17 protein-coding genes and 1 pseudogene are annotated in these 19,694 nt (G+C 69.3%); 8 read left to right on the forward strand and 10 right to left on the reverse strand.

All coding sequences use genetic code 11. The features are described 5' to 3' along the window. Window positions 1-645: 645 nt before the first annotated feature. Together LMH63_RS15175 and LMH63_RS15180 are read right to left on the reverse strand one after the other, a co-directional pair. Window positions 646-2,814 carry a vWA domain-containing protein gene (locus LMH63_RS15175; protein WP_158280450.1) on the reverse strand — a complete coding sequence of 723 codons (2,169 nt, stop codon included), beginning with the start codon at window positions 2,812-2,814 and terminating at the stop codon, window positions 646-648. Between the two features lie 122 nt (window positions 2,815-2,936). Beyond that, a complete protein-coding gene (locus LMH63_RS15180) occupies window positions 2,937-3,578 on the reverse strand; it encodes a hypothetical protein (RefSeq protein ID WP_109679747.1) in 642 nt (213 codons plus the stop codon). A 186-nt stretch (window positions 3,579-3,764) separates the two neighbouring features. Here LMH63_RS15180 and LMH63_RS15185 point away from each other — a divergent pair, with 186 nt between their 5' ends. Together LMH63_RS15185 and LMH63_RS15190 are read left to right on the forward strand one after the other, a co-directional pair. After that, entirely contained in the window at window positions 3,765-4,529 is a 765-nt protein-coding gene (locus LMH63_RS15185; protein ID WP_146205263.1) for a hypothetical protein, read from the forward strand. 81 nt (window positions 4,530-4,610) lie between these two features. Then, window positions 4,611-6,806, forward strand: a complete 2,196-nt coding sequence (locus LMH63_RS15190; RefSeq protein ID WP_109679749.1) for a hypothetical protein — start codon at window positions 4,611-4,613, stop codon at window positions 6,804-6,806. Window positions 6,807-6,848: 42 nt separating this feature from the next. Here LMH63_RS15190 and LMH63_RS15195 read toward each other — a convergent pair whose 3' ends face one another. The 5 genes and pseudogenes from LMH63_RS15195 to LMH63_RS15215 all read right to left on the reverse strand — a co-directional run bounded on the left by LMH63_RS15195 (window position 6,849) and on the right by LMH63_RS15215 (window position 11,265). Continuing rightward, a complete protein-coding gene (locus tag LMH63_RS15195) occupies window positions 6,849-8,411 on the reverse strand; it encodes a two-component system sensor histidine kinase NtrB (protein ID WP_109679750.1) in 1,563 nt (520 codons plus the stop codon). Further along, window positions 8,408-9,466, reverse strand: a complete 1,059-nt coding sequence (locus LMH63_RS15200; RefSeq protein ID WP_158280451.1) for a cobalamin B12-binding domain-containing protein — start codon at window positions 9,464-9,466, stop codon at window positions 8,408-8,410. Before LMH63_RS15200 ends, LMH63_RS15195 begins: the two co-directional genes overlap by 4 nt. Window positions 9,467-9,530: 64 nt before the next feature. Next, complete coding sequence (locus tag LMH63_RS15205) at window positions 9,531-9,839, reverse strand: antibiotic biosynthesis monooxygenase family protein (protein ID WP_109679752.1); 309 nt, start codon at window positions 9,837-9,839, stop codon at window positions 9,531-9,533. Between the two features lie 2 nt (window positions 9,840-9,841). Further along, window positions 9,842-10,120, reverse strand: a pseudogene (locus tag LMH63_RS15210) (hypothetical protein); the annotation flags it as partial. A gap of 638 nt (window positions 10,121-10,758) precedes the next feature. Next, window positions 10,759-11,265, reverse strand: a complete 507-nt coding sequence (locus tag LMH63_RS15215) for a hypothetical protein (protein WP_109679754.1) — start codon at window positions 11,263-11,265, stop codon at window positions 10,759-10,761. Between the two features lie 810 nt (window positions 11,266-12,075). Between LMH63_RS15215 and LMH63_RS19625 the strand changes: the two genes are divergently transcribed. The 4 genes from LMH63_RS19625 (at window position 12,076) to LMH63_RS15230 (ending at window position 14,169) form a co-directional block, all read left to right on the forward strand. Continuing rightward, the gene (locus tag LMH63_RS19625) at window positions 12,076-12,213 is read left to right on the forward strand and encodes a hypothetical protein (RefSeq protein WP_442777721.1); all 138 of its coding nucleotides are present in this window, start codon (window positions 12,076-12,078) and stop codon (window positions 12,211-12,213) included. A 7-nt stretch (window positions 12,214-12,220) separates the two neighbouring features. Beyond that, window positions 12,221-12,871 (forward strand): IS1595 family transposase, encoded by a 651-nt coding sequence (locus LMH63_RS15220; RefSeq protein ID WP_109679755.1) that lies wholly within the window; start codon window positions 12,221-12,223, stop codon window positions 12,869-12,871. A gap of 499 nt (window positions 12,872-13,370) precedes the next feature. After that, complete coding sequence (locus tag LMH63_RS15225; protein ID WP_109679756.1) at window positions 13,371-13,679, forward strand: type II toxin-antitoxin system TacA family antitoxin; 309 nt, start codon at window positions 13,371-13,373, stop codon at window positions 13,677-13,679. Further along, window positions 13,651-14,169, forward strand: coding sequence for a GNAT family N-acetyltransferase (locus LMH63_RS15230; RefSeq protein ID WP_109679757.1), 519 nt, complete (start codon window positions 13,651-13,653; stop codon window positions 14,167-14,169). The genes LMH63_RS15225 and LMH63_RS15230 overlap by 29 nt, the downstream gene beginning before the upstream one ends. Window positions 14,170-14,287: 118 nt before the next feature. Here LMH63_RS15230 and LMH63_RS15235 read toward each other — a convergent pair whose 3' ends face one another. From LMH63_RS15235 to LMH63_RS15240, 3 genes are read right to left on the reverse strand one after another with little or no spacing between them, the layout of a single operon-like run. Further along, a complete protein-coding gene (locus tag LMH63_RS15235; RefSeq protein WP_109679758.1) occupies window positions 14,288-15,832 on the reverse strand; it encodes a Fic family protein in 1,545 nt (514 codons plus the stop codon). A gap of 23 nt (window positions 15,833-15,855) precedes the next feature. Then, the gene (locus LMH63_RS19630; RefSeq protein WP_442777722.1) at window positions 15,856-16,272 is read right to left on the reverse strand and encodes a transposase-like zinc-binding domain-containing protein; all 417 of its coding nucleotides are present in this window, start codon (window positions 16,270-16,272) and stop codon (window positions 15,856-15,858) included. After that, entirely contained in the window at window positions 16,256-16,543 is a 288-nt protein-coding gene (locus LMH63_RS15240; RefSeq protein ID WP_146205265.1) for a hypothetical protein, read from the reverse strand. Before LMH63_RS15240 ends, LMH63_RS19630 begins: the two co-directional genes overlap by 17 nt. Window positions 16,544-16,999: 456 nt before the next feature. Here LMH63_RS15240 and LMH63_RS15245 point away from each other — a divergent pair, with 456 nt between their 5' ends. Together LMH63_RS15245 and LMH63_RS19415 are read left to right on the forward strand one after the other, a co-directional pair. Further along, the gene (locus LMH63_RS15245) at window positions 17,000-17,326 is read left to right on the forward strand and encodes an MTH938/NDUFAF3 family protein (RefSeq protein ID WP_109679760.1); all 327 of its coding nucleotides are present in this window, start codon (window positions 17,000-17,002) and stop codon (window positions 17,324-17,326) included. A gap of 89 nt (window positions 17,327-17,415) precedes the next feature. Then, window positions 17,416-17,538: a hypothetical protein gene (locus LMH63_RS19415; RefSeq protein WP_255414640.1), complete on the forward strand. Its 123-nt coding sequence runs from the start codon at window positions 17,416-17,418 to the stop codon at window positions 17,536-17,538. The last annotated feature ends 2,156 nt before the right edge of the window (window positions 17,539-19,694 follow it).

Consider the following 19,694-nt stretch of genomic DNA (forward strand, 5'->3'; position numbering starts at 1 on the left):
GCATTCAGCGGACCAGGATCTGCTGCTGCCGCGAAGCCTGCGCGAGCGGTGGCCGAGGGATCACGTGGCCGGCTTCATCAGCGGGGTGGTCGAGGAGCTCGACCCTGGCGCCTCCCACGCGGCCTGCAATGAGGGCGATGGGCCGCACCGGGTGCCTGTCGCCTCGAGCTGGCCCGCGTCAGACGACAGCCGCCAACGACGCTACGGCGCCGGAAACACCATCGCTCAGCGCGCTCCTGCGGCCCAGACACCTACCCGAAGAGGTCCTCACGCTGCCGGCGGATGACGTCCAGCGTGTCCTGGCGGGCTTTCTTCACTGCCCGCCGGTACGGCTCCTGCGTCGCCTGCCCGCCCTTCACCGGCACGAGGCGCCGCGAGGTCCTCTTGCGTTCCGCCGACACACCCTAGCGCCGCACCCCCTTGAGCCCGGCGGCACCGAATTCGCGCTTGGCCGCCGCGGTGGCCGGCGATATCCCGCTCCGCACCTGCTGGTTTCCGGGTGAGGATCTCGCCGCCGATGCGTGGCAAATGACAGACCCCTCCCGTGACAGGCGATCCCCGGGAGCCGCGCTGCGCGCGGTCTCGCCGTAAGGGCACACCTCCCACGGGGAGCGGCGCCCGTCACCGCGGCATAGCGGCTGCCACCTACGCCTTCGGCACTCCGAGCCCCAACCGCCGGAACACGACGTCGCGCAGCATCCGCAGGACGTCCGGGCCGGTGAACCCCGCGAGCCCGCCGAGCACCGCCGCCGCACCGGCGTTCGCGACCAGCGCCGGGGACCAGGGCAACACCATAAGCGTATAGAAGAGCGCCCCGTAGAAGAGCAGCCCGACCAGCGCCCCGACGATCAGGAACGGCCCGAGCAGGGCGCGATACCCCGGCGTCCCGCGCTCCGCCACCTCCAGCTGCTGGTAGCGCCGGATCACCGCACCGGCGACCCCGCCCAGCGCGGCGGCAAGGAGCGAGGCGAACGGCGTCACCGCCACGAAGACCACGCTCCCCGCGCCGAAGAGCGCAGCCGATTCACTCGGGCCGCGCTCCGCGTCCGTTGGCTCCAACGGCCGCACCAGGGCCTCGATCACCGACGTGCCCGGCGTCTGCGAGGCGCGCAGGGTGATGCGCTCCTCGACGATCGCGTTGCACCCCGCCGAAAGCGGCGCCACCCGTGGCGGCACCAGCGTGCCACCGCGGCTCGCGGCGAGCTCGAGCGCCCTTGCTCCGCCTTCCACGGGCGGCAGGCAGCTCAGCGTCCAGCGCTCACCCTCCTCTGCGGCGACCGTCAGCACGCGCAGGAGCGCCTGCGCCTCGCCGTCGGCGGCGATCTCTGCCGGGTTGGCCCAGATCAGCAGCCCCTGCTCCCTGCGCTCCGCCCAGCCGGCGCGCTCGGCAAAGCCGACGAGTTCCCGCACCGGCAGCGAGCGGCCGTCCACCTCGAGCCCCACCTCGAACAGGAGCGGCTCGAGCGTCCCGACCGTGAAGCTGAACGCCACCCGACCCTGGCGGAACACGGCACGAATCCGGAAGACGGCGTTCTCAAGCACCACGTGCTCGCCGGCGTCTATGCCAAGGCTCCGCGCACGCGGCTGGGCGAGTGCCGTGCCGATCAGCCCGGCGCCGGCCGCGCCCTGGCGGCCGGCCAGCGTCGCGAGCTCGTGCGGCGTCAGGGTGAAGAGCAGCGCGTGCTCCCCGGCGGCCGGCACCGGATTGCCGGCGTCGTCGCGGTGCACGACCTTGATCGCGAGGCGCCGGCCCACCGGCATGCTCGGCTCCTCGACCACCAGCTCGAAGCGGCCGCGGCCAGTGCCCTGTGCCGCCTCGGCGGGCGTCACCGGCACCATCCGGCGCCGGGACAGGCCGAGCCCCGGCACGCTGCCGGCGATCACCACCATCCCGGACGCATCCCCGACGGACACCGCGTCCTCCACCGTCCCCGCGCCGGCCGGGAAGAGCAGCTCGACGCGTCCGTGCTCGACCCGCGTCAGGCCCTCCACCGTGGCGCGGGGACGGCTCGCCGTGAGCTCGAGCGGAATCGGCTCGAGCGCGACCACCGCCCGCCCATCACGGTCCACCAGCCGGCCGGTCACCGCCAACGGCTCTCCCGCGCTGCCGCGCTCCGGCACCTCGAGCGCGAGGAAGACTTCGGTGACCTGGCCGATGATCGACTCGAAGATCGCCTGCAGCGCGCCCGCGTCAGGGGCCGCGAAATAGCGGCCGCCGGTGGCCTCGGCAACGGCGCTCAGGAGCGTCTCCGCCTCCTCCGGCACCTGCAGGCCCACCGTGAACACCGTTGTCCCCTGCGCCCGGGCACGGCGCACCGTGGCTTCCGAGATCCCCTCGGTCGACATGCCGTCGGTCAGGAACACCACGATGCGCCGCGCACCCTGACGCGCGGACTGCTCCAGGAGGTCCAGCGCGGTATCCAGGCCGAGGTCGAGATCCGTGCCGCCGCGGCTCGGCACATCATCCAGCGCCGCCAGCAGCCGCGCGTGGTCTTCGGAGACCGGCACGGTGAACTCGACCCCCTCGTTCCAGCTCACCGCGCCTACCCAGGCCAGCTCCGGCTCCAGGCCCTCGACCACCTGCCGCGTGGCGTCGATGCGAAGCCCCTCCACGTCCTTGCCGTAGAACGGGGCGTTCTCCGGATCCTCCTGCGGCGGCAGTGGTCCCATGCTCCCGGAGCTGTCGATGGAGAAGACGATGTCGAGGGGAACCCCCGTCCGGGCGGCGCCCCGAGCCGTGCCGGACAGGAGCGGGGCGGCCAGGAGGAGGATGGCCACCGCTACGACAATGGAGCCACTGCGGACGCTCTGCATGGCCGAGCCTCCGCACACAACACACCCCGAATATAGTCGCTGCACGCGAGCTGCGCCGCGGCACGCGGGTCCCGCTGCCATGAGGCGGGCTATGGTGCATGCCAGAGGAGCCGGCGCTCCGGTCAGAAGAGCTGAATCGTCATCTGCAGCGGCGGCTGCAGGTCCTGGCAGCGGGCGACGCCGGCGAGGGCGAGTTCCGAGGTCAGCTCGAGCTCTCCCGCGCAGTGGCCGACCCGGTTGTACAGCTGCCCTGGCCGGAACTGGAACGAGACCGTATCCCCGTTGACGAACCCGGGCGAACCGTCTCCCGTGCCCGGCTGCACCAGGAACTGCCCGGTGCGGAAGTCCATCTCCCCCATGGGCACCATCTGCACGAAGGTGCCGTCCGTGGTGAAGAGAGCCCGCACCCGCTCATGGACCGCCTCGGCATCCTCCTCGGGGATGGCCAGCACCACCGGCAGCGTCGGCATTTCCTCGAGGCGGTGCTTGATGGCGGCGTGGCGCAGCCCCTCGTCACCGCTGATGAACGCCCGCTGCAGGCCGAGGCGGCGCTCGTAGTCCGAGCCCTCCCGCACCATGCGCTGCAGGGCCAGTATGCGTACGTGCGGGTCGGGGTGATCCAGCAGCGCGAGCACGTCGTCGATGCGCGCACTCTGCTGCTGAGCCTCGCCGAGGATGTCCTCCGCGCTCAGCCCCTGGGTCTTGCCCGGCCCCGCCAGGCACAGCGCCAGGATCACGCCGCCGGTGAGCTTCGCCGGATTCATGCATCGCCTCCGCTCGCCGCTGCTGCCCCACGTCGGGCCGTCCAGGTCGGCAACCGGCACTCGTACCGGAACGAACCGCCCTGATTGTAGTAGACGGTCCTCCAAGCGCGCTGCTGCGGCCACTCCGCCCCTTGCCTGCTACCCTTCCTATCGAGGTTTACACCGGCTGCAGGAGGGCCCGGCGCCGTGAGGCCGTTGCCGCCGACCAGCCTGCGTGCCGCCGGGTGGGTGGCCGTCGCTCTCGCCCTGCTGGCCGGGGGCGCCGCCGCCCAACCGGAGGTCGCGTTCCAGCAGGCGAGCTACGTGGACGAGTTCCGCGAGGACGGCGTCGTCAAAGTCCGCGGCCGGGTGATCGCCGGGCTGCGTTTCTCCGGGCAGAACCACCCACAGCGGCTGCTGCTCGCCCCCATTGCGGAGGACGGTACCGACGCGCTCTGCGTGCGCGTGATCACCTCGGATGGTCTCTACGCCGGGCGGTCGCACTACACGCTGGATTCCCCAGCGGCGCCCGCGGGAGCGATCGCCCGTCTGCCCTACCTGGAGGGCAGGGAATTCCAGGAGAACCCGGTGAACCTCGCCGCGTACGAGGAGACATTGGAAGGGCGCGGCGGCGACTTCGCGACGCTCATCACCCCCGGGGACTGCCCCGGGGAGGCGATCCGGACGGTGCTGGTCGGCCTCTGGTCCGACGACGGCAAACGCGCTGCGACCCCGCCGGTGGAGCTGCTGGTGAACGGCATGGGCGCCTCGGACGTGCGGGTAACCTGGGAAAGCGGGCAGGGCCGGCGCCTGGTGCGCTGCGTGCAGTCCCAGAGCGGTCGCCGGGTGGGCTTCGACTTCACCTGCCCGCTCGCCTGGGAGCCCGGGGCTGCGGAGTACACCGTCACCGTCACCCTTCGGGAGCTGGGCATGGTGACGGGCCGCGCCCACTTCCGTGCACTGCTACCGTAGGCGCTGGCGCATGCCTCGGAACCCTCCGCGGGAGCAACTGCCGGCCGGCGGCCGCTGCCGCCGCCGCGGGATGGCGGGGAAATGAGCGCACAGCCCCCCGAAGCGCCCGGGCACGACGGCGACCGCCTCGCCGGCGACGAACCGGCCACCGGATCGGCGCCTGCCAGTCGCCGGCGCTGGCTGACCGTCACCATCACCCTCGTGCTCTTCCTCGGGCTTATGGTGCTCGCCACGGTCACTCAGGACGCACGGTTCTCCGTAACCGCCATCACCCAGTGGATGGGGGTCTCGCTCGCGAAGGAACCGGAGCGACAGGACTGGCCGATCCGGGGCCTGAACGCCTGTCAGCCCAGGGAAGACGGCGGCTGCGATACACTGGAAGCGCTGGAGTCGCTCGCCCGCCCGGTGCTGCGCCTCACCGCCGGTACACGCGTGGTCTTCGCCTCCCAGGGCGCCGACACCCTCAGGATCAGCGTCCTCGCCACACCAGAGCGGCGGGCCACGCTCCTCAACGGCCTCGATGGCAGCAAGCACGGCTCCTTCGACGACACGCTGCTGCTCACCGCGCGCCGCGCGCAGGAGTCGCCGCACAATTTCAGCTTCGCCTTCTACGGTATCGCCGACATCGGCCGCACCGCCGGGCAGACTGCCGGCATGCTCTTGAGCGGGGAGGTGCGCCTGGTGGGCCGGCCCGTCTACGGGCCACGCTACACGGTCTACACCGAGCGCCTGGAGCCGGGCGACTCGGTGCTCCTGCTGAACGCCGCGGGGGAACCGGCACCCGCCTTCGGCGCCGTCTACCTCAACGCCGATCGCGATCAGGACGGCTTCTCCGTGCTCCTCCAGGGCGAAGCCGAGTCCGCCCACATCAGCCGCTTCGGCGGCACCGACATCGACTTCGCCGTCGGCAGGCTGTACTACATGATCGCAAACCCGATCACGCTGTATCTCGGCGCCGTCGGCGTGGTGCTGGTGGTTCTGGGGACCCTCGTCCAGGGCCTGCTGTGGATCTTGGCAGGCCCGGCGAATGCGCAGGCCCGGGGCACTCCGGCAGGCAACGGCTGGCGGGCACGGGAAACCTTCGCTCTCATCGGCCGCCCCCTGGGTAAGGCGCTCGGCCGGGTGAGACAGCGCGTTTCCGGGCTGATCTCGCAGCACCGCTGCCTGTTTGCCGCCCTCGCCCTCGGCGGCGCGCTGGCGCTGCCCGCACCGGGCACCCATGCCGCCCCGCGCCAGGCGCAGCTCACGGTCTTCGAGCAGGGGCAGGCGGTGCTCGTGCGCGCGCAGGGCGCCTGCCTCGCGCTAGCGCCGCTCCACGTGCTCGCCGGTGACACCGGCGGCTACCTCATCCCCGAGGATGGCGCCGGTGCGCGCTACGCCGGACATCTGCTCCACGAGCTGCCGTTCGACATCGCCGTCCTGGAGGTGCCGGAGATCCCGGCGGCGGAGTGCGGGCTGCACCTCGGGGAGATCGCGCGCGGCGTCTCCCGCGCGCCGGACCTCCGCGGGCGGGTGCAGCTGCGGGCGGTCACCGGGGGCGGGGCCATCCGCACCCGCCCGGTGCGCCCGGAAGCACTCGGCGGCCCCATGCTGCTGGTATCACCGGACGGTGACTACCACATCACCACCGGCATGAGCGGCAGCGTCATTACCGTGGACGGCAGCCCCCTCGCGATGCTGCTGCGGGTCAACGAGGGCGGCATCGGCGAGGCCCTGCGCCTGGATTACCTGGCCTACTGGATCACGCCCGTACTGCAGGCCGGCGCTGCAGCGGGCAGGTCGGCGCCAGCCGTCGCCGGGGACCCGGCCGCACTCGCCGCGCGCATCCTGCGCGTCACCGCCCGCCCCGCGCCGGGCTCACCGGACGCGGACGTCCTGCTCGGGGCGGCCGAGCCACGTGGCCCCTGGCGCGCCGTGGACCCACCCTACCCCGTGGAGGTGGAGCTCGGGCTCGAGGCCGACGACGGCGTGCCCGAGATTGGCTGCGTGCGCCTGGACCTGCGCCAGGTGGAGCAGCCCGCCCGCAAGCCGAGGGCCTACGAGCTGCTCGTCTCGCCCACCGCCGAGGGACGCAACCACCGCACCCTCGCCCACGGCACGATCCCGCGCATGACCCGCGTCTGGGCGGTGCACCGCAACGTGCCGGTGCGCGCGCACCGGCTGCTGCTGCGGCTGCGCTCGAACTGGGGCGATCCGCGCCAGCTCGCCCTCGGGCGGCTGCTCGCCTACCCGGCGGTCGCCCCGGGGCAGTGCGAGAGCGAGTTCGCGGAGCCCTAGCGCGGCGGTCGCATTTCGGCAGCCTGTCGCCTCCCTGCGGGCTCAGCCTGTTGAGGGGGCGGGACACCCGGAGGTGGACGCGGGCAGCACCAGTTCGACCGAGGTCCCCTCGCCGGGCGCGCTACGGATGTCGACACGGCCGCCGGCAAGCCGGGCGAACCCCGACGCCAGCGTAAGCCCGAGGCCCATCGCGGTCGCCGCGTCGCGGGTCGTGAAGAACGGATCCGTGACGCGGGCGAGGAGATCGGGATCCATGCCGGCGCCGGAGTCCCTCACCGCAATGCGCACCTCGGGTCCGCGGGCGGTCGTCTTGAGCGCCGACTCCAGCCGGATCCTGCCGTTCCCCCGTATTGCGGCGAGCGCGTTGTCGAGCAGTTCCTCGATCACCTCGGCAAGGAGCGTATCCGCGGTGGGTAGCTGAACGTCCCGGGCGCGCAGGTCGCACTCCAGCTGCACCGGGCGAGGAAGCCCATCCCGCCACTGCCGCATCGTGCGTTGGAGGACCTCGTCCACCGGGGCCTGCCCTGGTGGCATGGGCTTAATCCCGGCATAGAGCATGAGCCGCTCGACAAGCTTTGCCGCCCGCTCACCGGCCCGCTCCGAGAGCCGGACGCTCGCCTCGGCCGGATGGCCCGCCGGCAGGTCTTCCCGGAGCTGCTCATGGGTGCCGATGATCACGGTGAGCAGCGAATTCAGGTGGTGTGCGATGCCGGCCGTAAGCTCCGTGAGGGCTTGCTGGCGCTCGAGCTCCCGGCGCTTGTCCTCCAGCGCCACAGTGGCCGTGACGTCCTCGACGAGGCCGACAAACCCCGGTGGCTGACCGCCACCCTCGCCAATCGGCACGAGCTCGACGCGCAGATGCCCGCCGTCACCGTGCGTTGTCGCTCGGCGGTAGCCGCCCTGCCATCGAGCCCCGCGACGCAGCGCCTGCCGCAAGCCGCTGACGACGTCCCTGCGGTCACGCCGGTGAACGGCGGCGAGCCACTCCCGGGGCGTCGCGCCGCCGACAAGCTCGAAGAAGCGGCTGTTGGCCTGCGCGAGCCGCCCATTGCGCTGGAGGCGGAAGATGCCAAGCGGCAGGGATTCGTAGAGTGCCCGCAGCTCGGCATTTGCACGCTCCAGATGATGGTTGCTGCGGGTGAGCCGGCGCTGGGTGGTTGCAAGCTCATTGTTGAGCGCGGTCAGCTCATCGAGCATGCGCTCATCCTGCGCCGAGCGCTCCTCGAGCTGGCGCGCGGACTCGCGCAGGACGTGGCGCAAGCGCACCAGCTCCCGCGAGCTGCCGAGGGGAAGCTGCTGGCCAAGTGCCACCAGGTCCGCACGCGTGCGCGCAGCGACCACGACCACCCGCCCCTCGACCCAGGCGCCCGCGAAACGCAGGGTCTCGATGCGTCCGGCAAGCATGACGTTGATGGCCCAGTCAAAGGCGGCAAGCCGGGTGTTCACGGTGGCCTGGAAGCGCGCGAGCTTGGCGCGATCACCCGTATCAACGATCTCGGCGAGCGCCGCGCCGGCCGCTACGGGGAGGGTGAAGTCGTCCCGCAGCAGCGCTGTCAGCCGCCCGCTTTCGTCGCAGATGACGGCCAGGCCCTGAGCGTCGGTCACGCAGCCCCCCGCACGAGCTCGTCGGCCCGATCCACCGCCGCCTCCGCATCCGCGGCCCAGCCGCTCGCGCCGATCCGCTGCCAAAGGTTGTCCGTGATGAGGAACGGGCGCCCGCCGACCAGGATCGGCAACTCGGCGAGTGCGGGCCGGGCGCGCAGCGCCTCGACGAAGTCGGCGAGCGCGCGCACGTGATAGGGCATGGTCACCGAGACCGCCACCAGATCCGGCGTGCGGCGCTCGAGCTGACGGATGAGCGCCGCGCCCGGCGTGTTCGCGCCGATGTAGTCGCAGTCCCAGCCTGCGAGCTCGAGGAAGTCGGCGACGATGCGAAGCCCGATCTCGTGGAGATCGTCAGCGACGCAGAACGCCGTGACGCTGCGCCCGTTGCGGGGCGCCTCCAGCACAAGCGGATAGAGCTGGCTCATCAGCACCTGGGTGGCGGCGCTGCAATAGTGCTCCTCGGCGACCGTGATGCGGTTCAGCTGCCAGAGTCGGCCCACCTCGCGCTGCGTGCGCTGGAACACGTCCAGGTAGACCTGCCTCAGGGGGACGCCGTCGCCGAGTGCGCGCTCGATCAGGGCGCCAGCATCCCGGCGCCGGCCCTGGAGCAACCGCTCCAGATACTCCTGCGCGAGCACCGCATTGCGCCCGCCCTCGTCAATGAACGTCGGCGGGGCGTCGGGCAGGTCCGGCAGCCTCGCGAGCGCACTATCGAGCGGAGCGAGCGCGGGCGAGAGGTCATCGCCCTGGAGGTGCACGGCGAGCGCCTCACGCAGCAGCCGCAGATTGTGGACCAGATCCTCCACCAGCACGCCGTGCGCGAGGAGCATCGACTTCGCCCACGCCACATAGTCGACAAAGAGCGCAGGCTCGCCGCTCGCCACGGCCTCCGCAAGGAAGGAGAGGTGATAGGCGTTGTCGCGCAGGTAGAGCTCGCGACCCCGCTCGCCATAGCGCTCCAGGAGCTCGGGGCGGCGCGCATAGTCGCTCGCGACCACCCAGCCGCTGATCGCCTCGCTGCGCTCCGTGATCTGGCGTGCCAGGACAACGCTCACCGTATCCGATTCCTCCCGGCGTCCAGGGGTATCGCCGCCGCCCCGCCGCATGCGACGCGGCACCTCAGTCGGTGACGTGCTCGAAGTAGGTGATTCCGGTGCGCCGGCGGTCGAGCTTGAGCCCCCGCGGAATCAACCGGTGGGATGCCTTGTGGGCCGGGCTGTGATGCCAGCGCAGGAAGCTCTCGCGATCCCGCCAGTAGGTGATCAGCCAGATTTCCTCCGGCGCCTCCTCGGGGCTGATCACATCGAGGCGCAGGAATCCATCCGCCTCCTCAACCAGGCCCGGGCGGTCCCGGAAGGCCGCCTTGACCGCCTCGACCGTGTCACTGACCACGGCAAAGCGACTCATTGCCACGAACGCTGAACGCATCCTCAAACTCCGGTCAGGCTCATTGCTGCGCCGCGCAGGGCTTCCGAGAGGCTCGCCGCCAGGGCACTCAGGCGATAGGGCTTCATGATGAAATGCTCGCTGCCAGCCCGCACGTCCGCAGGCAGGGCGCTGTCGCCGCTCCAGCCAGAGGCAAGGACCACCGGGATGCCGGGTCGTCGGGCCCGCACCTCGGCGGCGAGCTCCCGGCTCCTGCGCGTTCCGGGCAGCACGATGTCGTTAAACACCATGTCGGTGCGCCGGTCACGGTCCAGTATCTCGAGCGCCTCATCGGCGTCTCCAGCGGTGAGCCCATCGTAGCGGAGGCTGGCGAGGCGTTGTGCGACGTACGCCCCAAGAGGTTGTCATCCTCCACCGCGAGTATACAGCGGCGCGAACCGCCGCCCGTCGCTTCCGGCGGCGCAAGTGAGGCTGCCGCCGCATCCTCGCCCACGGAGTCTGCGGCCGCGTACGGCAGATGCAGCGCGATCCGGGTACCCTCGCCCGGCACCGAGTCGATCGCCCTGCCTTCCCCGGCGTGGCGCACGAAGCCGTGCACCATGCCAAGGCCCGCCGCCTCGCTGAAGGGGGCAAGGGTGCCGACGATCCCGCGTCCGGCAGGCGTCATGCGGAGCGGCTGAAGGTACCCGCTCGACCTGCGTTGCACCGATCTCGGGGGGACGTGCCGCGGCCCGTGGCTCACTGCCTCGGCGGCGTCCGGGGTTGCCGTTTCAAGAAAACAGCATCCACTTCAGCGCGGCAGTGCCCCCCTCCTCCGAAGCCGGGAGCCGAGCACCGGCAAAGGCTCTTTGGCGGGGCAAAGTCAAATCTGACGCCCGGCCGGCAGTTACCCCAATGACCGGGCGAGGGCCCTGGTGGTGAGACCGCTCATGGCGCTCCCTGACGGGGCGAGGTCATCGCGTCAGGCGACATCGGTCGCCGTGACCCAGCCGTCGACGGTGGTGAGCTTCCGGCAGATGAAATGCTTGACGAACGACTCGACGATGAACGCGCCATCGAAGGCGTAATTGCGCGCCTCGTCGCGTGCGATGCCGTGATTGCGCCCCTGACAGGAGCACTCGCACCAGTGCCGGGTGGCGGTCTGGCACGAGGGAGTGCAGACCTGCTCGATCACGTGGGTGTGCACGAGATACACCGCCCCATGGTCTTCGAGACACCGTTGCGTGAGCCGATCGAACCAGCTCACCGGCACCTGCCACGCTCTCGCATCGGACCGCCAGCGCGGCTTCCGCAGCTCGTCCGCACGCAGCCACACGCCCGTTCTGGCGTCGCTGCGGAACCGCACGAGCAGAATCGCCCGGAATCCGGAATCTGCCGACGGCGGCAGAGCGCAAAGCAACGGGGCATCCGGATAATTCCAGATCCGCAGCATGCGGGAGTCATTCAGCAGGGCATTGAGTATCTGCATCGGTCTTCTCCATCGGTGGGTTGGAAGCAATCGCGTCGGCGCGGAACACTCTCGAAGCAGGCAGGCGGGTAAACGCACTCCTCTGCCCGCCCAAAAAACCAGGAACGCACTCCGGGCTGGAAGTGCGCGATTGGTGACGAACTCGGGATCGACGGCCCGCCATCCCGACACAACGCTTCCGGAGCAACCGAGAGTCCGGCTGGAGGCCATGACACCACCGGTCGCATTGATCGAGGTGACGCCCGGTTTCACGGGCCGAACGAAGATGCCGCTACCCCGCACCTGCGGCCGTTCGGGGCGCACCGGTGACCGCGACCAGCCACGCAACCCGTTTTTGCGAAGACGGCCTGTCACAGACAATCCCGTTTTCGGGTCGCCGCCAGACGGATATCCGAGCGTTATTCGCTCCCTACGGAATCGACTTCTCGCGCTCTGCCCCCAATCAACGCAGTGCGCCCGCCCCTTCATCAGGAAAACCATCACCATGTTTTTCTACCCGGATTTGCCGGCCTGTTGGGATGTAGGTTTCTCGGGGCTGAGCGTCAAGCAGGCCGCAGAAGATTCGGCATGCGCGGCTCTGATCTGACTGGGGGTTGATGGCTGGACTTACCGGTTTCTCAGGACGGGGGACAAGGTGATGCGGGCACGACGGTTCAAGGCGCTCCTGGCGGCTCTGGGAAGCTGACGGGGCACAGGTTCGAGGTAGCTGCGCCAGGCGCTCGGCGAGGCGCATCAGCAGCGCCAGAGCATCCTCGCCACCGGGGAGGCGCTGCCCATCGGCTGCCGCCCCTGCGCGCAAGCGAGCGTGTGGTGCGCAACGGCACGCGGCACGGGATCCAGCACTGGCTGTGCCGGGAGTGTGAGCGCAGCTGCACGGTCGCCACCGGCACCGCGCTCTCGCACCTGCGGCGCAGGCGCCAAGTTCGAGGCCTACGTCCGGGGCCTTGAGCCGGGCATGACCGTGCGCGATGCCGCCGAGGGGGTAGGCGTGCGCGTGGATACCGCCTTTCGCTCGCGTCACCGCTTCCTTCAGGCCGCCGTCGCCTGCCAGCCCCGCGGGGTGTCGGGGGTACTGCAGGTGGGCGAGACCTGCTTACCCGACTCGAAGAAGGGCCAGCGCTGCCCGGGGCGCAAGGGGAAGAAGCGCGGCGGCGAGGGGTCCGGGCGACGGCGCGGAGACTGGGTGCCGGTACTCGTCGGCCGCGGGCGGGGGCTGCCCGCCACCAACGACCGGGTGCGCGAGGCCATGAACGGCGAGGCGGTCACCGACGCGCTGAGGCAGGTGGTTGCCCCCGGGGGGCAGACGCTGGTCTGCACTGATGGGCACTCGGCGTTCCTGCGCTTGCAGAGCGCGCCGGGTGTGGCCACGAGAACGTTCGTGGCGAGCTGCCACGGCCACGTCCGCAACCGGGCCCACCACGTGCAGACCGCGAATCAGTACCACGGCACGCTCAGGGGCTGGATCCCGGTGGCGCTGCGCGGGGCCGCCACCAAGTACCTCCCGCGCCACCTCGGCTGGATGCGCCTGATGAGCTGGGCTGGGCGAGGCGCAAGGCCGCGGGAAATCGTGGCATCCGCCCTCGGGAGGCAGGTCATCAACCGCTGATCAGAACAGAGCCGACTGGATCCTGGGGGCGCGGCAGACCCCGAGAGGCGGGGGACAGATCAAGGCGTTCACGTAAAGTGTTGATGAGGTTCGGGAGCGTTCTGAGCAATCGATTCCCGTCAGTCACCTACGCTCACAGGTGGTCGGCAGGTTCTGCCAAAAATCTGGCTGAGCTCCCTTGTGGGCATGACACGGGGTGGGGGCCATATGCAGTGGCCGAGCTCGGCGCAGCTGCGGCGCCTTCAATTGGGGTGGAGTGTCCCGCCTGGGAGCAGACGCGGGATCGACGTGCCACACCGCGGCTGCAACCGGGCATGGGGCGCGGCCCTCCCCCAGACACCGAGCGTTCCAGAACAGGCCCTCCTGGTACCGGGAGTGAACGCGGCACCCCGTCCATGCGTATGCCATTCTGGCACCACATTTGACATGCCCCCTCTGTATGCCATTTTGGCACCATCTATCCAGGATCTGGAAGGATGACGACAGAGGAGATGTCGCAATGACAGCGCCCACTGAACGAGAGAAAGAGAGGCGGCTGGTCGCACGCGCCAGGCCGGAGGTCCATCAACGGATCGCGGAAGCGGCGGAACTCCAGGGCGCCACGGTTTCCCAGTTCTTGCTGGACGCCGCGTTGGAACGCGCGGCCGAGGTCACCGAACGCGCCACGCGGATCGCCACGAGCCGCGAGGCGTTCGAGCACATGATGACGGTCCTGGACCAGCCGGCACGGCCCCTGCCGCGCTTGAGGAAGGCGGCCCAGCGGTACAGGGAAACGGTGGATGGCTCGGATCAGGAAAGAACAACTTAGCAAGCACCACCACCGCACGGCCTTTGACTGCGGGGTCGAGGAACTCAACACATTCATTCAGAAAACAGCGCGACGGCAGGACGAGCGGCATCTGGTCCGGACCACGGTGCTGGTCGATCCTGACCGGCCGGAACGCATTCTGGCCTACGACTCCACCGCGCCCTGCGAGATCGCGCCGCCACCCGGCGTCAGGGCCTGGAGGAAGTACCCGCACCCTGTACCCTTCCTGCGGATCGCCCGACTGGCGTCGGACCTGAGCGCCCGTGGCCAGGGACTGGGAGAGTTGGCTCTGCTCGCCGCCATTGAGGACGCGGCAACCATCTCCCGGGAATTCACCGCCATCGGCGGACTGGTGGTGGACGCCAGGGACCAGAAGGCCGCGGCCTTCTACGGGAAATACGGCTTTATCAGGATCGAGGAGGACGGACTCCAGCTCTTCCTGCCGATTCAGGACTGTATTTCACTCATGAATGACACGGACGCCGAATGAGCCATCAGCTTCATAGCCAGGCCCGGCTTCAGATAACTGGTCATGTCCCGCGATAATCCGAGCCCTGCATTCCGACGCTGCCAGGCGGCCCGTGGACCGCAGAAAAGATCCCCAGCGCCTAAGCCTCGCTGAACAGCCGTTCGTAGACCGCCTCCACCCGGGCCGCCTCCGCATCCGTCAGCGCGGCGAACTCCCGTTCGCGCGCCCGCCTGGACAGGCGACCATCCCCTTGTCGCAGAAAGCGAAAAAGAAGGTCCACTGTGTGATCCGGCATGTCGACCATGGCCGTCACTTCGCTCCTGAACGCATCGTATTGCCGCAGGAAGGCAGCCTCATCGGGTACATCCTGCTCGATGGTCCGCTCAACACAGCTGTAAAGAAACTCGGCCTGGGGCGTCGCATCGAAGAAGCGGTAGAAATCGCCCGTGTCGTTGCGCACGTGGACGTTGCCGGTCTCGGTGGGCACCCAGTCGATGACCGGCAACAGGCGCGCCGAGTAGGTTTCCAGCACGCGCCGGTAATCGTCCAGGCGGTCCAGGATCGCCGCGGAGACGGGAAATACAAGTCCCGGCGGATTGAAGCCCCGCTCGGCCAGCACGTGGTGAATGAGATAGCGGTGGATCCGCCCGTTGCCGTCTTCAAACGGATGAATGTAGACGAAGCCGAAGGCCAGTGCGGCGGCCGCCAGCACCGGGTCGAGCGCCTGGGCGGGACCGCGGTCAAAGGCCACCAGTCCTTCAACCAGGGCGTCCAGGTCCTCGGGGCGCGCGCTGATATGCTGCGGCAGCGGCAGGCGCGACTGCCGGTCATGCTCGCCAACGAAGCCCCCTTCCGCTCGGAGGCCGAGCGTCACAAAGCGGGCATCGCCGATCACGGTACGCTGGAGACGGTGCAGTTCGTCCTCGTCCAGCGGATGCCGGCCGGCCTCACCGATCGCCCGGCCCCAACGCTGGATCCTGTCCTGGGGCGGGTGCTCGCCCTCAATCGCGTAGCTGGACTTCGAGTCTTCGAGCAACAGGAAGGCGGCCGTGCGCGCGATGACATCGCGCGGCACGTCAGCAACGAGCTCACGGGCCCGGCGGGCCAGATCAAGCTCGACAGAGCGCTCCAGCGCCGGGGTGCGGAAGATCAACGGGCAGAAGGCCGGCGTTCCCGGCAGGTTGTTTCGCACCCGATGCCGCGGCGAGTTCTCACCGTGAATCGCCCACTGCTGGGCCGGGTCCACCGCCGGGACGTAACGCCCCGCCTGCGCATCGGGGAGGTCGAGTTGCGCCCCGAGCAGCCACTCATGGAGAAACCAGATCCGCCGGGCGTATCCCCCGGTGGGCCTGTTCTCCACGAGCTCCACGATGGGTGCGGGTCCCGTTGCCTGGAACAGGCGCTTGAGCACCGCCAGATCCAGCCCCTCATACTTCAGGGCGAACGTCAGGTGGCCATCGAGCGTCGCGGCCGGGGCATGACGCGGGGTCATGATGCGCCAACCGCCGCCTTCGGTGATCCGGTGGTGCTGGCCCGTGGCCGTCAGCTGCCGCGGAAGCGGTACCGCCAGGTCATACGCGTCAATGAGCGCGCTGTACCCCGCTGGCGTTGCCCGCTCCGGCAGCCGGGTTTCCTGAAAAACCGTTATCGGCCCTGGAAAATGCTCTCCTTGCCGCTCACCCATGAAATTCTGTCACCCTCCTCGAATTATTGTCTCTGCACGCCGCTGCCGTGAAAATTGACACTAGCACGTGAAAAATGGTTCCCAAACGTAGAATCTGTGAAAAGGGGTTCTGCGTTATGTGCACAAACGGTGGTCGCGGTGCCGCTGCGCCCGCACTCCGGGCACAGCCAGCGCCGGATCCCGAGCCGCGTGCCGTTGCGCACCGCGCGTTCGCTCGCGCAGTGGTGGCAGCCGATGGGCAGCGCCTCCTCGATGACCAGGATGCTCTGGCGCTGCTCGTGCGCCTCGCCCAGACCCTGGCGCAGCTCCCCGGGCTGTGCCTCCGTGATATCCGCCAGAGACGCCATGAGCGCCTTGAACCGCCGTGCCCTCATCACCGTCCCCCCGCATGAGGGGCGGGCAAGCCTAGCCATCAACCTCAAATCAGAACAGCGCCGCATTCACTGACAAGGCTGCACGGGCGTGCGCCCCACGATCGTTTGCCAGGGCCAGGTGTTGGGGTGTCTGCCGGCACCCGAAGATCCGGTCGCTGAGCGACGTGACTCGGTCTCGCGTGAGCGAAACCGGCGCGCCGCGTCCCCAAAAGCCCGCATCGCCGCTGCGTTGCAGTGCATCCAGGGGCAGCCCGGCCAGGCGGGCACCGTCGAACGGCCGGTGCCTGGCGAGCGCCTCGGGGCCGGGCGCCGACAAGTGAGCCGCCAGCGTGAGCATACGATGTCGGCGCCCTGCGCCGCCCGCGGTATGTTCTTTGCCTCCGGATCGAGAACGGCCAGCGGGCCCGATCTGCAATCGCGCGAGGCGGTGCGCGATGAGCTCAACGGGATTATCCGCACGGTCCTCGCAGAGGCGCCCATCCGGCGCGACCGGCGGCGGATGGGCGCATGCACCCCCCACACACACGCAACGACGGCGACAGCACCCCTTGGACGTCAACGACCCTGACAGCCAGGGGCCCTCCACCGAGCTACAGGCCGCGCCTCGCTGAGCTTCCCAACGCGTGTACCGGCATGGCCACGGTGAGCGCGATCACGAAAGCCTGAAACTGTCCACCAGAACCGGGCAACTTCGGCCCTGGCCGCGGCACGGCCCTACGCGAGGCTCACCGGGCGGCGGGGCACGGCGCCCGGGAGGCTGGAATCGTCTTCAAGGCAGGGTTGCGGGGGCCGCATGACAATCGAGACGCTCGGGTCGGGAAAGGACTTCAAGCTATGGCCGGGCGGTGGCCGGGCGTGGGACTGGAATGAAACCGGCACCCGCCACGTCCCCGGCATCCAGCCCGCCGACGTCAGGGAGCTGCTCGAGCACGGGGCGACAACCGTCGTGCTGAGCCGCGGCATGTGGAAGGCGCTGCGGACGATGCGCGAAACGCGGGTGCTCCTGGACGCACGCGGCGTAACCGTTCACATCGCGGAGACCAACGAGGCCGCTCGGATCTACAACGAGCTGGTCGAGCGCGGCGATGCCGTTGGCGGGCTCTTTCACTCCACGTGTTGAGGCGACGGCCACGGCCTCGTTGTCGAGGCTCCCTCGCGCCTGCGCAAATCGTGCCGAAGGCATGCCGGCCAATCCGCGCGGTGCACGCCATGGCAGGCAATCGGATCGAGGGCGCCGCACAGGCGCCGGACCGCGTGGAGGTGGGTGCCGCCGGCACGACCCGGGGCATCGGCAGCCCGGTAAGGGAGAAACGACGGCAACCCAACCGGTGACTCGCTTCGGCATTACACAAACGGGGGGTTACAGACTGGACTTCCCGGCGGGCTGGGCGTTGGGACGCCAGCCCGGGAGGCAGAGAATCGGTAACCCGCGTGATGCCGCGATCCAATTGACCGGGCGATCCGGCGTGTAACCCGAGCATCTCTTCTGTGTAACCCTCCGTGTTCGTGTTCTGCCGGCACTCCTCCGGAGATAGCCAGATACCAGATGACCATGGGCGCCCCGCTGTCCTGCATCGTCGTGCCCGAGCACCCACTGCAGCGGAAGCGGTAATCCGTACAGCGGGACCAATAGCCCGGGCGGGCGGAATCACCGCTCGTGCTCCGCTCGCTGGCAGGCAATGCGAGCCGAAAGACACACACATCGAGCGGGAAATCTGTCCCATGCGATCAGCTGAACCGTGCCCCCTGGTCGGGCCACCGAAATCCGGAACGGCATGTTGGATGGGCGGCGCAGTTTCTCACCAACCACCGAGCACGACAGGTGAGAGATTTGGGAAGACGCGCGGGGACGCCGTGCCGCAGGAGATCCGGAGCAGGGTCGCGGGAGGCGGCGTTTCGCTTCGAAGCATGAACCGATTGATTCCCGCTCCCCCCTACCGCCCGCGTGGAGTGCTGGTATCGCCTCCCTTGCCCCGCTGAGCCTGCGCGGCCTGCTCACTCGGGTGGGTGGGCGGGAGCGGGTCATGGATCGATTCGCCAAAGTGAGAGATTTGGGAAGATGAGCCACGGTGCGACACGAAAGCCCGCAGCGGGCCGGTGCCGGGGCCCAGCCCGGCGGGGGAGTTTCGAATCGAAACGCGAGGGCCCGGGCTCCGACGCGCCAGGCACGGCGGGGTGGGACTCCCAAATCTCTCACTTTGCGAATGCGGGCAGGCCGCCTATTACGAATGGCGCCGTCGAGGGGGTGCGCGCCTGAGGCGACGATGCGGCCGCCGGCAATCGGTACCACCGGAGCTCTCCGATCGCGGGGTATCCCGGGGAGTGCCGAACGGTGAGAGATTTGGAAATGTCCGCGCGAGCGCCGGGGCGCGGGAGCTCCGGATCGGCATCACGGAAGGCCGGGGTCGCGAATCAATGCACGAAGGTGAGAAATTTGGGAAGGCCAGCCAGCAAGCAAGCAACACGGGATCAGCGCCGCACGCCCGTGTGTCGGGACGCGAGGCGAGTGGAGTTTCGAGTCGAAACTAGAGGGGCGGACCTCGGAAGCGCCAGGCACGGCCGGCGGGCTCCCAAATCTCTCACTTTTCCCATCATGGCGGCGATATCGACGCGAAGAGGGCGCGCGGCGAAGCGGATGAAGTGGCAACAACGAGGATGCCGAACAAATGGCGCCGGGGGCGGCATCAGAAGTGAGAGATTTGGGAGGGATCCGGAAGGGAGGAGATCCCGGTGATGGCTTCGCCGTCGCCCGAGCGATGCGCGGAATTTCGCCGCGCAGTTCGCCCCCGGGAATCCGCGACGGTGTCGTGCCCCGCGCGCTGCGGTGACTCGCAGGCCGTCGCGCACATTGCCCCCGGAAAGCAGCCCCTGGCAGGCCCTGCGTGCGCCCAAAGCGGTGAGGGATCAGAGGGCCTGCGAAAAGCGACCCGGCACTTATGCCCCCTCACACACGGCAGCACACAGAGGGCTCTGCCGGAGGTATGGGAGGAATCCCCTGCAGCCGAAGAGAATCCAGGCCGAAGGAGACTGCATGCCCAGGGCAAAACGGCGAGACGGAGGGCACGTTGTCTGGCGCCGAGAAGAGCCCTGCCTCAGTGGCCTTGGCCCCGCTATCAGGGTCGCCGGCGCTCTTCTCGTCCTCTGATGCTAGCCAGTGGTCCCCGCATTTCGCCTCGAAACGCGCCACCGATTGGCCATCCGGGCGTTCCATAACCCGGTGATGGGGCGTACGGCCGGGAAAAAGGCGAGGAACGTGGGATGCATAGCTAGGAAAGCCGACCGCGCGATCCGACCCTTGCTCCTGGGGTGCAATCCACCGAATCGATCGGCTTAGCTTCTCTGCGCAGTACCAAGTCTCTCACCGTTTTGTGGGCTCTGTTCTTATCAGCGGTTGATGCCTCCCGCACAACCCGTGACGGCGCGGGATACGACCGGCAGCACTACTGCTCGCCCGGCACCCGCCACGTCAAGGCTTGCGGCGCAAGTGA

The organism is Spiribacter halobius (genome assembly GCF_020883455.1).
GTDB lineage: Bacteria > Pseudomonadota > Gammaproteobacteria > Nitrococcales > Nitrococcaceae > Sediminicurvatus > Sediminicurvatus halobius.